This is a genomic window from Sulfolobus tengchongensis, assembly GCF_036967215.1.
Classification (GTDB): domain Archaea; phylum Thermoproteota; class Thermoprotei_A; order Sulfolobales; family Sulfolobaceae; genus Saccharolobus; species Saccharolobus tengchongensis_A.
Window position 1 is genome coordinate 1,469,460 of the sequence record NZ_CP146016.1, and the last position, 14,981, is coordinate 1,484,440.

At 34.8% G+C, this 14,981-nt stretch carries 13 protein-coding genes; 6 read left to right on the forward strand and 7 right to left on the reverse strand.

From position 1 onward, the window contains the following. Window positions 1-354 precede the first annotated feature (354 nt). Complete coding sequence (locus V6M85_RS07030) at window positions 355-786, reverse strand: hypothetical protein (protein WP_338598302.1); 432 nt, start codon at window positions 784-786, stop codon at window positions 355-357. 9 nt (window positions 787-795) lie between these two features. Further along, window positions 796-927: a hypothetical protein gene (locus V6M85_RS07035; protein WP_338598303.1), complete on the reverse strand. Its 132-nt coding sequence runs from the start codon at window positions 925-927 to the stop codon at window positions 796-798. 849 nt (window positions 928-1,776) lie between these two features. Here V6M85_RS07035 and fdhF point away from each other — a divergent pair. The 4 genes from fdhF (at window position 1,777) to V6M85_RS07055 (ending at window position 6,785) form a co-directional block, all read left to right on the forward strand. Further along, window positions 1,777-4,707, forward strand: a complete 2,931-nt coding sequence (gene fdhF, locus V6M85_RS07040) for a formate dehydrogenase subunit alpha (RefSeq protein ID WP_422398053.1) — start codon at window positions 1,777-1,779, stop codon at window positions 4,705-4,707. Next, window positions 4,671-5,027: a DUF1641 domain-containing protein gene (locus V6M85_RS07045; protein WP_338598304.1), complete on the forward strand. Its 357-nt coding sequence runs from the start codon at window positions 4,671-4,673 to the stop codon at window positions 5,025-5,027. The genes fdhF and V6M85_RS07045 overlap by 37 nt, the downstream gene beginning before the upstream one ends. Further along, window positions 5,008-5,775, forward strand: coding sequence for a formate dehydrogenase accessory sulfurtransferase FdhD (gene fdhD / locus V6M85_RS07050; protein ID WP_338598305.1), 768 nt, complete (start codon window positions 5,008-5,010; stop codon window positions 5,773-5,775). The genes V6M85_RS07045 and fdhD overlap by 20 nt, the downstream gene beginning before the upstream one ends. 71 nt (window positions 5,776-5,846) lie before the next feature. Then, entirely contained in the window at window positions 5,847-6,785 is a 939-nt protein-coding gene (locus tag V6M85_RS07055; RefSeq protein WP_338598306.1) for a PEP/pyruvate-binding domain-containing protein, read from the forward strand. Here the strand turns inward: V6M85_RS07055 and V6M85_RS07060 are convergent. From V6M85_RS07060 to V6M85_RS07080, 5 genes are all read right to left on the reverse strand, one after another. Next, complete coding sequence (locus tag V6M85_RS07060) at window positions 6,782-7,069, reverse strand: ferredoxin family protein (RefSeq protein WP_338598307.1); 288 nt, start codon at window positions 7,067-7,069, stop codon at window positions 6,782-6,784. The two genes, V6M85_RS07055 and V6M85_RS07060, sit on opposite strands and share 4 nt — an antisense overlap. Beyond that, a complete protein-coding gene (locus V6M85_RS07065) occupies window positions 7,066-8,253 on the reverse strand; it encodes an NAD(P)/FAD-dependent oxidoreductase (protein WP_338598309.1) in 1,188 nt (395 codons plus the stop codon). Before V6M85_RS07065 ends, V6M85_RS07060 begins: the two co-directional genes overlap by 4 nt. Window positions 8,254-8,256: 3 nt before the next feature. Further along, a complete protein-coding gene (locus V6M85_RS07070; protein WP_338598310.1) occupies window positions 8,257-10,089 on the reverse strand; it encodes an FAD-binding protein in 1,833 nt (610 codons plus the stop codon). Between the two features lie 716 nt (window positions 10,090-10,805). After that, window positions 10,806-11,723: a 2-oxoacid:ferredoxin oxidoreductase subunit beta gene (locus V6M85_RS07075; RefSeq protein WP_338598312.1), complete on the reverse strand. Its 918-nt coding sequence runs from the start codon at window positions 11,721-11,723 to the stop codon at window positions 10,806-10,808. Further along, window positions 11,710-13,608: a 2-oxoacid:ferredoxin oxidoreductase subunit alpha gene (locus V6M85_RS07080; protein WP_338598314.1), complete on the reverse strand. Its 1,899-nt coding sequence runs from the start codon at window positions 13,606-13,608 to the stop codon at window positions 11,710-11,712. The genes V6M85_RS07075 and V6M85_RS07080 overlap by 14 nt, the downstream gene beginning before the upstream one ends. Before the next feature lie 497 nt (window positions 13,609-14,105). Here V6M85_RS07080 and V6M85_RS07085 point away from each other — a divergent pair, with 497 nt between their 5' ends. Together V6M85_RS07085 and V6M85_RS07090 are read left to right on the forward strand one after the other, a co-directional pair. Further along, on the forward strand, window positions 14,106-14,366 hold the full coding sequence (locus V6M85_RS07085) for a hypothetical protein (RefSeq protein WP_338598315.1): 261 nt from the start codon (window positions 14,106-14,108) through the stop codon (window positions 14,364-14,366). A gap of 119 nt (window positions 14,367-14,485) precedes the next feature. Beyond that, window positions 14,486-14,956 (forward strand): GNAT family N-acetyltransferase, encoded by a 471-nt coding sequence (locus V6M85_RS07090; protein ID WP_338598317.1) that lies wholly within the window; start codon window positions 14,486-14,488, stop codon window positions 14,954-14,956. The last annotated feature ends 25 nt before the right edge of the window (window positions 14,957-14,981 follow it).

The window sequence follows — 14,981 nt, forward strand, 5'->3', positions numbered from 1 at the left end:
ATTTAATCTATCATGATAAAAGTTCTTATGGCAAAATAAGGTCAAAAGGAATATAACTTTTAGAGCAAAGATTTTTAAATAACATTAATTATGTTTAGGAAAGTCTTTTATAATGTTATGCTTAAATAGCCAAGGTTATGTAATTATTCATATATTGTGAATTTGCAGGAAGAAAAAATGTAAATTGATGTAGTTATGTAAATTTTATTTCACAAGATATTTATATCATACCATAAGGATTTATAATGTAACTTTTTATAGTAAGAGTATTAAAAAACAAATTCATTTTTATTATTGGAATAAGAAACTCTTTGGCATTTTAGTATAATTCATACATTGCAATTAAATTAAAAACTATAGTGGAAGAGTCATTCCTAGGGCAAAGTTAGATATTGCTGCAAAAGTGAGATACATTAACCATACTGCAGTGATTAAGTGGAAGCCACCTTTAATTCTTGTCCAAGTTCTTGATGCCAATAAGCTAGCTGGTATATCTGAGATGTAAACTAAAGTTAACAGTGTAAAGAGAATACCTACTGGTATATCTCCTACTTTATAGAATACAAACGCACCTATAATGGATAGCCATAGAAATGCAATAGCCATATAGCCATCAACTCGTGTATCTCCTCCATAATGTTTATTTAAACCCATTGCAAACCAGTGAACTCCGTATGCGGTGAACGCAACTGCAGCCATATATATTGCATTAGAGGTTGAGATGTTAAATAAAGTTATATAGATCCATAATATTAGCCCGGTTATGAATTGCATGAAACCAGGCATCCAAATTCCCTATTGACCCAATGATTTCCCTAGCGCCTCTGAGTTGTTAGGATAGTTAGTTACTTCCCATCCGCCATAAACAAAATATCCAGTTCCTAAACCAAAAAATCCAACTGCTAAGGGCAGAAGAGGCAAACCCATTTTTCCTCAATAGTTAAAGACCTAATTGTGATTATAAAGTTATCTAGAGAAATTCTACTGAAATTTGCTATTTTAGAGGAATATCAAATAAAGCCATAATTTTTAATGTTTAATACTAATTTATTCATACTATACGAAACCGTTATGTAAATTAAATATTTTCTTATAATTATAGATATTAATAGAAGATAACTGATAACTTCCGTACTATGTTGCTTTAAATGGCCTAGATCACAAGCTTGGAGTGCTAGTTCTCTTAGTAAAAGATTGTATATAAAGTAAATGTAAAGCAGAATTAAATAAAAATTTTGAATCTACAAAAAGGATATGGAGGACATGCTAAAATCATTGGCAAAGTCAAATTGATATCAATAAAAACGCGTATTTTCAAAGATGTTACTAAAGATAGGATTGTCATATTAAGTGATCAATATAGATGTATTATTCCTTATTTTTCTCCTACTCATTAACAAGTAAAGGTTAGGAAAGAGTTTTTAGAAAAGAAGATATTTAACCTAACTATAGACAAATACAATCCACTAATTAGAGCATTAGTAGAACTACATGTTATTGATGAGTAAAGATCTAAAGAATATTCTAAGAATAATAGAAAATTAAGTGAAATTAAGTAAAAAAGTATATTTTAAATAAGATATAAAAATTAAGTAGAATTAGTGACCCTTAAAATTGATAAAAATACCAAAACCATATTATACCCAAATACTTGTTATGTAAATGAGTTTAATATGAACTTAATCAAATATGCCTATCTAAATTTAACAAAAAATCTTTTCTACTAAAAATGTTTAATGAATTAACTTTTTAAAAGAGTAATGGAAAAGTCTAATTGTGACCGTGAAACTACTAATTGACAATAAAGAGATATTAGCAGATGAGGGAGAGACCATATTATCAGTGCTAAAAAGAAACGGAATTTATGTTCCTCATATATGCTATAACGAAGGATTAGTCCCAATAGAGAGTTGTGACTCATGTATAGTTGAGGTCAACGGAAGGCTGGTAAGAGCATGTTCTACAAAGATATCGGATGGAATGAAAATATCAGTAAATAGCCCTCAAGCTACTAAGGCTAGAAAGGAAGCTATTTCAAGGATCTTAAGATACCATAAATTGTATTGTAGTATGTGTGAGAATAACAACGGTGATTGTGTACTTCACGAGGCTGTAATAAAGTTGGGAATAAACTCTCAAAGATACATCGAGAAGCCCTACCCAGTTGATGATACTGGACCATTTTACGTTTACGATCCATCACAATGTATACTTTGTGGTAGATGTGTAGAGGCATGCCAGGACTTTGCAGTTAATGAGGTAATATGGATCAATTGGGATCTGAATCCTCCTAGAGTTGTATGGGATAATGGAAACCCAATAGGGAACTCGTCATGTGTAAATTGCGGTACTTGTGTAACTGTTTGTCCAGTCAACGCACTGATGGAGAAATCTATGTTAAATGAAGCAGGTTATCTTACATGGATAAATAAGGATTTAAAGAAAAAGGCAATAGAGGCTATAGGAAAAGCAGAAGATAACTTCAGTCTTTTAATGACATTTAGTGAGTTAGAAGCTAAAGCTAGAGAGTCACAGATAAAGAGAACTAAAACTGTTTGTATATACTGTGGTGTTGGATGTTCATTTGAAATTTGGACTAAGGGAAGAAAGATACTGAAGGTAGAGCCTAAACCAGAATCCCCAGCTAATGGTATCTTAACTTGTGTGAAGGGAAAATTCGGATGGGACTTTGTTAATAGTCCAGAAAGGATAACTAAGCCCCTAATAAGAGAAGGAGACAAATTTAGAGAAGCTACTTGGGAAGAAGCAATTTCTTATATAGCTAAGAGATTGAGGGAAATAAAAGAGAGATATGGGCCAGATTCTATTGGCTTTATTGCTTCAGATAAGATGAGCAATGAGGAGGCATATTTATTGCAGAAACTCGCTAGGGCGGTAATAGGTACTAATAATGTAGATAATTCAGCTAGATATTGTCAAGCTCCAGCTACTGTTGGTCTATGGAGAACTGTAGGTATTGGTGCTGATTCTGGTACAATTAAAGATATTGAAAATGCGGATCTTATCATTATCGTAGGACATAATACCACTGAAAGTCATCCGGTTATAGGAAGTAAGGTAAAGAGGGCAAAGAAGATTAAAGGAGCTAAGATTGCGGTAATGGATGTAAGGAGGCATGAGATAGCTGAGAAAGCCGATCTGTTTATTAAACCTAAGCCTGGAACTGACGCTGCAGTTCTAGCTGGGGTTGCAAAATATCTTATTGACCAAGGATGGATAGATAAAGAGTTTATTGAGAAGAGAGTTAATGGTTTTGATGAGTTTAAGGAGTCCATAAAAGGATTTACGTTAGATTATGTCGAAAGTATAAGTGGAGTTCCAAGAGAACAGATAATCAAACTAGCTGAAATGATACATAACGCAAAGAGTGTTGCAGTACTATGGGGAATGGGTGTAACTCAACATTTAGGTGGTGCTGATACGTCAACGATAATTTCTGATTTATTGTTAATTACTGGTAATTATGGAAAACCGGGAAGTGGAGCATTCCCCATGAGAGGTCATAACAATGTTCAAGGAGTTAGTGATTTTGGTTGTTTGCCAAATTACTTACCGGGATATCAAAAATTAGACGATGAAAACGTCATTAGGAAGTTTGAGGATGCATGGGGAGTGAAGCTGAACAAAAAAGCTGGATTACAGATACCACAAATGATAGAAGGAGTGTTAGAAGGAAAGGTGCATGCGTTGTATATCGTAGGTGAGGATACGGTAATGGTGGATTGTGGAACCCCATTGACTAAACAATCATTGGAGAAAGTTGATTTCTTGATAGTTCAAGACATGTTTATGACTGAAACAGCTAAATTAGCTGATGTTATACTGCCAGCTTCAGCTAGTTTAGAAAAGGATGGTACATTTGTCAATACTGAAAGAAGAATACAAAGATTCTATAAAGCTATGGAACCTTTAGGAGATTCTAAACCAGATTGGGAAATAATACAGATGATAGCTAACGCATTAGGTGCAAATTGGAATTATAGACATCCCTCAGAAATAATGGATGAGATAGCTAAACTCTGTCCAATATTTTCTGGAGTAAGTTATTCAAGGCTAGAGGGATTTAACAGTCTATTATGGCCAGTTAATGAGGATGGAACTGATACTCCACTGCTTTATACAAACGCCTTTGCTACTCCCGATGGTAAAGCTATATTATACCCATTAAGTTGGAAACCACCAGAACTTAAGGATGAAGTTCACAAAGTCGTGGTTAATACTGGGAGAGTATTAGAACATTTTCACGTAGGTAATATGACTAGAAGAGTTGAGGGTCTAAGGAAAAAAGTTCCTGAAACCTTTGTCGAGGTCTCTAAAGAATTAGCCTCTAAGTATTCCATTAAGAATGGAGACTTAGTATTGGTTAAGTCTAAGTTTGGTGGCGAAATAAAGGCTAGAGCTATAGTTAGTGATAGAGTTGAAGGTGATGAAATTTTCATACCGTTATATGCTTCAGATCCTTCAAAAGGCGTCAATAATTTGACTGGAATGATAATTGATAAAGCAAGTGGTACTCCAGGATATAAGGATACGCCAGTGGTGATTGAGAAGATTGAAGAAGGTAAAGGTAAAAGTCCATTACCTTTAGATAATTGGAGATATCATATAAAGGAAAGGAAGAGTCAGATAGGTATTGAGGTGGAGAAGAAATGGAGGAGAGAGGAGTTCAAACCATTGACAAGTTAGTAGAAGAGTTAATTGAAAGTAAAGAAGCAATAGAGTCCTTCCTTAAGCTAATTAATAGTTTACAAAAAACTGGGATCCTGCCGTTGTTAGTTGGTATTCTAAATAGCTTTGACGAAAATTTAGCATTCCTAGCTGAGCAAAACTCAATGCTAATAAGGAATGTTAATGTGATTTATGCAGTATTAAGCGGAAAAGAGGAAACTAAGGAAATTAGTCTAAGTGAGTTATTGCGAGAACTCAATGATCCAGATGTTAAAAGAGGGTTATATCTATTATTAAAGATACTTAAGGCGATAGGTAGTGCAAGTAAAGAGGGTTAATTTAGTAAGGGTTAAGGGAAACGAGGAATATAGCGATAATGATTTCGTGGCAGTAGAGGAGCCGTTGAATATAAGGACATGTTTTAGAGAGTGTGAGGACTTTGCAATCATTATGCGAACTCCAGGTAATGATATAGAGCTTTCTTTAGGTTTTTTGTATTCTGAAAACGTAATAAGTTCTACACAAGATATTAAAAATATTAGGCAAGTTGAAGATAATATTGTGGAAGTTTGGCTAAATAAGCCTCTTGGTGTGAGAAAAAGGGATTTAATTGTAAATTCAAGTTGTGGAGTTTGTGGAAGAGCGTTTCTATATACATTAAATATCCTAAAATCAAATTTAAAAGTTAAAAAGGAAATAATTTATTCTCTGCCAGAAAAGTTAAAAGAGGGACAAAATGCATTTAATGTCACTGGAGGGCTTCATGCTACTGCACTATTTGACGCTAATGGTGAGCTATTGTATTTATACGAGGATGTTGGAAGACATAATGCTGTTGATAAAGTTGTTGGAAAGCTTATGATGGAGAACAAATTACCGGCTAGCTCTTACATTATGCAGGTTAGTGGTAGATTAGGTTATGAGATAGTTAGTAAAGGGGTAAAGGCTGGAATACCGGTAATATGTGGAATTTCAGCCCCTACTAGTTTAGCTGTAGAAATTGCTGAAGAAGCCGGTGTGGCCCTTATAGGGTTTTTGAGAGGTAAAAGTTTTAATGTTTATACACATAAGGAAAGAATATTATAAAAATGTAATGACCTAAGTTTTAATGATCTTAAAGAGGTAATATTTTAAACTAATTAAAATAAGATAAGACTATGAAATATACATATTCATTAGATGAAGTAGGTTTGCCAATGGTTTCCGTTGTGGGTAGGAAAAGTGCCTATTTAGGAGAATTGTATAAGATGGGCTTTAACGTACCTAAAGGATTTATAATATCTTCTAGAGGGGTCAACGATGCGATAAAAGATCTTCAAGAGGAAATTCATAACATATTATCTTCTGTCAACTTAAACGATACAACAGATCTGGAAAAGAAGAGCGATATGATAAAAAGTATGATAATAAAATCTAACTTGCCAGAAGAGATGGAAAAAGAAGTTCAAGAAAGATTCATTGAACTAGGTTCAAATTACGTTGCTGTAAGAGCTACAGCTACATCACCTTTAAGCGGGGCTAGTTTTGCTGGAGAGTATGAAACTGATCTATTTGTAACTAAAGAAAATCTCATTTCAAGTATTAAGAGAGTAATTGCATCATATTTTAATCCTAGGGCAATAGCTTATAGAATATTGACCCATAATGAAGCAGGAATGGCGATTTTAATTCAAACTATGATAAATCCTACCAGTGCAGGAACAGCTTTTTCCATACATCCATTAACAGAAGAACCAGATTACGTATTTATCGAATCTTCATTTGGGCTTGGAGAAAGTGTAACTAAAGGCATGGTTACCCCTGACCAATATATAATAAGTAAGTCAACAAGATCTGTAGTAAGCAAAAGAATATCAGAAAAAAGTATTAAGTTAATTTATGACTTTGATGAACGTAAAATAAAAAGTATTGAACTAGATAAGAACGAAGCGTCTGCTGAGAGTTTAAGTTACCAAGATGCCATAAGAATCGCTAACATGACGATTGCAATAGAGAATGTATTCAAAAGAAGTATAAACATAGAATGGGCTATCGAAGATAAAAAAGTATATTTACTGGAAGTTAGGGGAGTTAGGCGATTATATCCGGAATTCTAGCCATATCTTAGTGCTATACCTAATCCATATCTGGGATATTTCCACATAATATTTGCATAAGGACATGCGACTCTACAAGCTCCACATTCTACACAATTTTCATAAGACACTATAATCTTCTGATTTATCCATGAATATACATTAGCAGGACAAACCGTAATGCAAGGTTGAGGAACTCCGTTAACTTCTGCGCATTTCAGACATTTGTTAGGATCAATGATTGCTAAATGTGGTTGTTCATCTTTCTTATATCTTAGAGTGTAAAGTTTTTCCTCAATTCTCATGATTTTAACACCCCCATACCTAATATTAAATGCTTTAGTAATTTGGAGGTATCTAATTTAACCTTAGAAAAGTCACTGTAAACCCAACCATGCAAGAGATCATTGATAGTCTTGACATAATATTTGAAGTTTTCTTCTTCTACAAGTTCCTTAACTAATGGTCTAGCATTTACAACCCTCTTGATTTCCCTATTCTTCATTAATTCAGTTTCATATCTGCTACATTCATAAGTTTCTAAGGCAGCTTTTCCAGCTAAAGTACCAGAAGCTACTGCAGGACCTATTCCATTAAAAGTAAGCGGATCCACTAAACCTAAACTGTCTCCAGCTAAATAAACCTTTCCGGAACAGCCTTTCCACGATGGGAAACCATATTCTGGTATGATCTTAGCTGAATATTCCCTTAAGGAAGATCCCTTAATTAGCTCGTTTAAACCCAATCTTTCCTTGACTTCATCTAGCACAGTGTATGGAGTTACTTTTCTCTTTATTAGTATTTTCATTGGAACTCCAACACCTATTGCTATAGCATCCTTATATACGTATAGGAAACCAGCGTAGGGTACAGGATCAGTTCCTAAAATCCTCCAACTCGCTCCTTCATCATCAGCCTTAAATCCGAATCTCTTGTTTACTTCATCTTTATTTAGACTATATACCTCCTTTACCGCTTGCACTGTCTGTTCTGGGGTTAAATCAGGTCTTATGTTAGCTTTGATTGAGACCAAAGCGTTTACACCTTCAGCTAATACTATTCTGTCAGCTCCAATTTCACCTCTATCAGTGATCACTTTATACCCATCAGATTCCCTCTCAATTCCCAATACTGTAGTCTTCGTTATTAAAAGCGCACCAGCCTTCTCTGCTTGTTGAGCCATCCACTTATCTAACTTTAACCTTCCTGCAGTAGCTAAATTTGACTCTACATTTACATTTATTCTAACTCTGTTAGAATCACTTAATAAGATTAGATCGACATTTTTAACTTTCCTCTCTATTGGTATTGATGATATATCATAAATCGAGGAGAAATCTTCCAGTCTTATCATCGCTCCAGAAACATTCTTAGATCCTGGTTCTGGCCCTCTCTCAAGTAAAAGAACTTTAGCTCCTCCTCTAGCTGCAGTCAGAGCAGCAGAAGAACCTGCGGGTCCAGCTCCTACTACAACTACGTCAAATTTCAACTCTTAGCTCACCTCTTTATTTTTAAGTAATTGGATCATTTTTGGCACAATCTCAAATATATCTCCAACTACTCCGAAATCACAATTCTCAAATATTGGCGCACTCGGATCTAAGTTTATTGCACCTATTTTTCTAGAAGACAATATACCCACTAAATGTTGAACAGCACCGGAAATTCCTAATGCGATGTAAACTTTAGGTCTTATCGTAGTTCCAGTCTGACCAACTTGTCTATCTTTAGGATACCAGCCCATATCTGCTAATGGTTTTGACACTCCAACTACGCCTCCTAACAATGAGGCAAGCTCTTCAGCCATTTTTATGTTTTCTGGACTTCTTATACCTCTGCCTACTCCGATTACTATATCAGCTTCAGCTAGAATGTTCCTCTTTTCTATAATTCTATAATCTAATACTTTCAATCTAGTGAATAGATCATCTATCTCTTCCCTTACTAGTTCTCCTTTTCTTCCTGGAACTTTCGGTAATGGCATAAACACACCAGCCCTTACTGTAACCATTACTGGTCTGTGTCTTGGGCATACTATTGTGGACATTTCCTTACCTCCAAAATCTGGCCTAGTTGATAGCAGAACTCCTTTATCGTCAACATCGAAATTAGTACAGTCAGCTATTAAACCAGTGTTAACTTCAATAGCAGTAGTTGAGGCTAGCTCTCTAGCGTTTCTAGTTCCTGGGAAGAATACTGCTTCTGGCTTATACTTCTTTATTAGGGTAGATAGTGCTCTCGTATATACTTCATTATCGTATTTATCAAACCCTTTAGTCTCAGCGAAATAAACCTTATCTGCACCATATTCAAAAACCTCATCTATTAAGGACTTTGTAGCCTCTCCACCCACTATAGCTGCTGATAAGCTAGTATCCATTAAATCAGCTATCCTTCTAGCCTCTCCCATTATTTCAAATGATGCTCTATTCGGCTTTTCTCCAATGTGATCTATATATACCCAAATTTCTCCATTTACTTTCACTTTAGGCTTGGGCTTTACATACTCCTTTAAAGTACTCTCCTCCTCTTTTAACGCTTCGAAAATCTTATCCAAAAACCATTTTGCTGCTTTTTCTACATCTTTTTTACCATCTATTACTTCAGCTTTTCTAGTCTTAGGTGGTGGTTGAACCTTTATAACCTTAGTGGGAGAACCGGCTAAACCAATTTTGTCCGGTTCAGCCTTAATATCATCCTTATTCCAGACAGTAATTTTTGCAGTTTTAGCTTTAATCAAGCTCATTATATCTGGTTGTCTAGGTTTGTTTGCGGTTTCAAGGATAGTTATTGCAGCAGGAATTGGAGCCTCTATAACTTCTTCATCAAATTCAGTAGTTCTTGTAACTACTATTTTCTGTTTATCTAAACTCTTTATTTCACTAACATATCCAATTACTGGAATTCCAAGCCACTTTCCAGTCTGAGGTCCAACTTGTTCAGTTTCACCATCTACTGCCCTCCTTCCAAAAATTATGAGATCAGCCCCACCTAATTTTTGAATTGCCTTAGATATTGTATATGAAGTTGCCCATGTATCCGCTCCTGCCATAGCTCTATCGCTTATAAGGTAAGCTTCATCGATTCCCATAGCAAGAGCTTCCCTTAATGCAGCTTCAGCTTGAGAAGGACCCATTGTTAACACTATAGTCTTTGCCCCATATCTTTCCTTTAATCTAACAGCCTCCTCTATAGCGTGCAAATCGGGGGGATTAATAACAGCGGGAACTCCTTCCCTTACTAAATTATTCGTTACAGGGTCAATTCGTAGGTCGTCAGCATCTGGAACTTGCTTTATTGAGACAACAATTTTGAGTTCCGGCAACTCTATCTCACATATGAATGTTATTGATAGTTTTTAAGATTTCATAAATAGATATTACAACATGATGCTAGCCAAAAACTCGTATAAACCGCTTATGGAGAGTATAAAGGTTTCGCTTTAATTTATCTCAGTACTATTTTTTGTAAATTATTTAGACTAACTTATACCAACTGAGATTGTCAATTGTGGGTAATTTTACGTGAGGGAATCTTAAGAATATAACGTGAAAGTTATTGAGAATAAATGTCAATTCCTCATCTTCAATTTTGAACAAAGACTTTCATCTAATGCTTTGTGGGATTTTTCAAAATTTACGTTACTTTTTGTATTCTCCTCATGGTAAAAATAACGTTCAAAACCAGATACTTTACAAACACCCCACAAAGTATTCATCTAACGCGTAATTTCCAGTTATTTTACTACTTATTTATAAAAAGATTTCATATAACTTACTAATTAGATATCAAAGCTCGTTATGTAACTACTAATATATAAATTATTGATATTATATAGCCTATGATGTAAAAATACACATTGAGATTTAAGAAATGGAGAAATTATAGAATTTATCTACATGCTGATATAATGTCAGCTCTCTTCAATTTCTTCATAACCAAAAAATAGAGTTAGTAAAGACTAACTACTAAGAGACCTTAGTTACTAAAGAAATTAAAGAAAGAAAAAGAAATTATTGTTAAAATATAGATTATTTAATCTTATGTAACTCTTCTTTCCTTTAATATATCTTCAATATCTGTAGTTGGCTTTCCTTCAAACTCTATTACATCATTGGCTGGAGGATTGTCCAGATATGATGGTGACCTCTCAGCAATTCTTTGTTCATAAGTTGACACTAATTCATTTTGATAGAACACACCAATGGGTATTCTATCTCCCCATTCCATACTCTTAATTATAGCTTTGCTCATTTTTTCTTCTGCTTCTTCAGGCTTTTTAACTACAGGATCCCAGGTTGGATCGTCATCAAGTTTGTAAACTCTCTTATCATAATATTCCTTAGTGTGGATATCGTTATATGTTGGGCATGGCTGTAAAACGTCAATCATTGCTAAGCCTTTATGCTTTATAGCCTTCTTTATTAATTCTTTCAAATGCTTTACATCGTAAGCGTATCCTCTAGCAACAAAAGTGTAGCCAGAGCTAATGGCAAGTGCTATAGGATTAACATCAGAATTAATGTTGGGTTTAGGCAAACTCTTTGTCTTAACACCCAGTTTGAGTGTTGGTGACGCTTGCCCTTTAGTTAATCCATAAACTCCATTATCATGGACTATTACAGTTATATCTACGTTTCTTCTACCTGCACTTACAAAGTGCCCAACACCAATACCTAATTGGTCTCCATCTCCTCCATTAACTATAACTTCTAATGATGGGTTAGCTAATTTTATGCCTAAAGCAAATGTTAATGCTCTACCGTGAAGTGTGTGCACACCACTGGTTGGTAATCTCATGAAATGTGGTATTTTTCCAGAGCAACCTATACCACTAACTAATATCACTTTCTTAGGATCTAATCCCAGTTCCTGAATTGCTTGCTGTTCAGCACTTAGTATACCGAAATTGCCACATCCAGGGCACCAATCATTCCACTCTACTTTAAGCCCCGCCATGTAACACCACCCTCTTTTCTCCTTTTTGTACAATTTGTTTTATACCTTCCTTTACCTCATCCCTCATCATGGGTCTACCATTCCACTTTAATATGTAATGTGTAGGTTCAATTCCAGTATTTAACTTCAACACTTCACCAGCCTGTCCAAAGTAATTACTCTCAACATCGATTATAAACTCTTTCCCGCTCAACAACTTCTTCATTAAGTTCTTAGGGAATGGATTGAACATCCTTATCTGAATCAGCATTGGTTTAATTCCCTCATTCTCTAATTCTTCCATAGCATCTAATATGGCTCCTTTCGGAGAACCCCAAGTTATAATTGCTATTTTAGAGTTAGTATCACCATAAACCTTAACTCTATCCTCTTCTGGAATTTCCTTATCGGCAGTGAATAATTTCTTGATTCTTTTCTCATACATTCTCTCTCTGTTCTTTGAAGCTTCCGATATGAAGCCATATTCTTCATGTTCGTCTCCAGTATAGTGGATTCTAGTTGTACCTAATGGAGCAAATGGAGAGATGCCATCATCAGTTATTTCAAACCTCTTTAATTCTGGAATATTTGCGTTAATTATGATTTTGCCTCTCTCTATTTTCACGTTCTCCATTCCAAGGAACTTTTTAGGAATGATTGAATATGAGTTAGCTAAGGCTTTATCAACTAGATGAATAACGGGAGTCTGATATTTTTGGGCTAAATTGAGAGCCCATGTCGCGTCCTGGAAAGCTTCCATATGATCACCAGAGGCTATGACTATTTTAGGAAACTCACCGTGTCCTGCATTTAGTGCGAACATTAAGTCAGCTTGTGATGTTCTAGTTGGTTGGCCAGTGGACGGACCTCCTCTAATGTAATAAGTTATTACAACTGGTACTTCGTTCATCCCAGCCCAGCCTATTCCCTCTACCATTAGTGAAAATCCTGGGCCGGAAGTAGCAGTAGCTGCTCTGACACCAGTTAAAGCTGCACCAGATGCCATATTTATTGCAGCTAATTCGTCTTCAGCCTGTACTACTACTACTGTAGATTTTCTCTTTTCCCCAGTCTTAGGATCTATAGTGAATACTGTCTGGTGTGCCTCTATATATACACTCTCATCGCTAGCCGGAGTAATTGGGTAATAAGATTGGAATCTTAATCCGCCATAAATCTTACCTATTGCCACTGCAGTGTTTCCATCTAGATTTATCTTCTCTTCGTTGTTTGGCAATTCTGGTAAGTTGTAAATTGGCTGAATGTTCTGCATTGTTAATTGGGCTGCAACGGTATTTATTTTAGCGAAAATTTCCTGCTTAAAGGTTCTAGATATAGAGTTGAACAAATGTTGGTCCTTTAATCCCAGAAGTTTATATGAGGCTGCTATTGCTATGGTGTTCTTCGCTCTATCAGCTACACTTAACTGCACTTTTGCTTGATCAGCGACCTTCTTTAATATTTCTTGGTAATCTATTGGTATTACCTTTATTCCTTTATCCTTCTTTAGATAATTTATCACATCCTTAACTGTAGTACCATAACCTTTCTCCTTCAAGAAGTGGATAATTTCTTCAGCAATTTCTGGTTCCATACTTTGAACTTGCTCTACTTTAGTATTTTCCACCTCTGTGTTATATATTAGAACGTCCTTTATCTCATTAAAGTGTTGGAATATGGTCTCCGCATCAAAACTAGTCAGTATTTCAACTTGCTGTGCTATACTCCTAGGAGGTTTATCACTTATTGTTAAGTTAAAATATGAGTGTCTTCCTTTAATGTTTGAGTAATACTCCCTATTTCCATAAATGTAGTACCCGTTTGCGGCTACGGCGTTGCCGAAGATGTTTGCTGATGTATCTACGCCTGATCCTTGGGCACCGCCTATCATCCAACTTATTCGCATGAGGTATCAGTATATAATTATAGATATTATGGTAAATAAGAGTATCCCTACTAAAAATATGAACATACTTCCTAATGTTTAAAAACAATGGTAAGGAGAGATATTATGTTATGTAAATCTAATAAAAACTTAAAAGACTGTATTCACTTGGAATCGCTATATAATTTAAACTTTTGATAGAGGAGTTATAATCTCTTAAGAAAAGATTAAATCGGAGATGAGAAACATAAACTCTTTTAACACGAAGATGATAGCCTTGAAGAAATTATTTAGAACTTGGATAATAATTGTATTAAATACATTTTTTAGTAATAGTTTCTATATTATCTTTTTTCTCCGCTAAAGTTTGGTAAACTATAAGTGAGAAAGGATAATGGCGATTGCTACTAATGTTTTTGACAAACCAACTAATTCACACCATAAACTCGTAGAAGAAGTCATGTAAGCTTCTAAACATACTGTATACATTTTTAAGTTTCATTGTGTTAATATTTAATATGAGTAAAAGAGAAGTATTGGTAAGATTTGAAGACGATAATTCAGCTTATCTAATAAGTGATGACGGATTAATAAGAAAAGGTGTAAACGCAAGTACAATTGACGTACTTATCGTTAAACAAATTAATGGAAATAAAGTAGATCAAGCTATTAAAATTGGGTACAAGTTATTTGAGTGCAATAGTGAGAATAAAGAGGAGTGTTTAGTGAAGTTGCTAAATTCTCTTTTTCCTTATTGTAAGACCTGCAAATTTGCGTGATAAAAACTATTCATTTAAACTAGGTTTGTTAATAAATCATTTTAAATTTATATGACTTAGATTGTGTGCTTAAATATTACAGTAATCTATTTAAACCCCAACTGATAAGTATAAGTAAGATGAGTGAACAAGTAAAGATAAGGAAGGCTACAAAAGAGGATTGGGAGAAGATATACAAACTATATAATTCCTTGAGCGACGAAGATCTGTATTTGAGGTTCTTTCACTTATATAGGATAACAGAGGATGACGCTAAAAGAATTGCATCAAATGAGGATCATGTTACCTATTTAGCGGAAATTGATGGAAACGTAATAGGAGAAGCCTCTCTACATAAAGATGGTGAATTCTCCTTGGTGGTAAATAGGAACTATAGAAATCTAGGAGTAGGCACATTATTGGTTAAAAAGCTTATTGAAGAGGCTAGGGAAATGAAATTGAGTGTAATAAAATTCTATACACTACCAGAAAACATCCCAATGATAAAAATTGGTAGAAAATTAGGGTTTAAGTTGAGATTTCATGAAGATGAAGTTTACGGAGAAATGAGATTAACTGAAAAAGAACTAGAAGTTGTCCCAATGGAGTGACTTTATTATAGTCTAAAATGAGTAA

Excerpts from the sequence above, each read along its gene's own strand:
- V6M85_RS07030 (WP_338598302.1), bottom strand. The coding sequence starts at position 786 with ATGCCTGGTTTCATGCAATTCATAACCGGGCTAATATTATGGATCTAT.
- V6M85_RS07060 (WP_338598307.1), bottom strand. The coding sequence starts at position 7,069 with ATGAGAATTGAGGAAAAACTTTACACTCTAAGATATAAGAAAGATGAA.
- V6M85_RS07090 (WP_338598317.1), top strand. The coding sequence starts at position 14,486 with ATGAGTGAACAAGTAAAGATAAGGAAGGCTACAAAAGAGGATTGGGAG.
- V6M85_RS07075 (WP_338598312.1), bottom strand. The coding sequence starts at position 11,723 with ATGGCGGGGCTTAAAGTAGAGTGGAATGATTGGTGCCCTGGATGTGGC.
- V6M85_RS07080 (WP_338598314.1), bottom strand. The coding sequence starts at position 13,608 with ATGCGAATAAGTTGGATGATAGGCGGTGCCCAAGGATCAGGCGTAGAT.
- V6M85_RS07035 (WP_338598303.1), bottom strand. The coding sequence starts at position 927 with ATGGGTTTGCCTCTTCTGCCCTTAGCAGTTGGATTTTTTGGTTTAGGA.
- V6M85_RS07055 (WP_338598306.1), top strand. The coding sequence starts at position 5,847 with ATGAAATATACATATTCATTAGATGAAGTAGGTTTGCCAATGGTTTCC.
- V6M85_RS07045 (WP_338598304.1), top strand. The coding sequence starts at position 4,671 with ATGGAGGAGAGAGGAGTTCAAACCATTGACAAGTTAGTAGAAGAGTTA.
- V6M85_RS07085 (WP_338598315.1), top strand. The coding sequence starts at position 14,106 with ATGAGTAAAAGAGAAGTATTGGTAAGATTTGAAGACGATAATTCAGCT.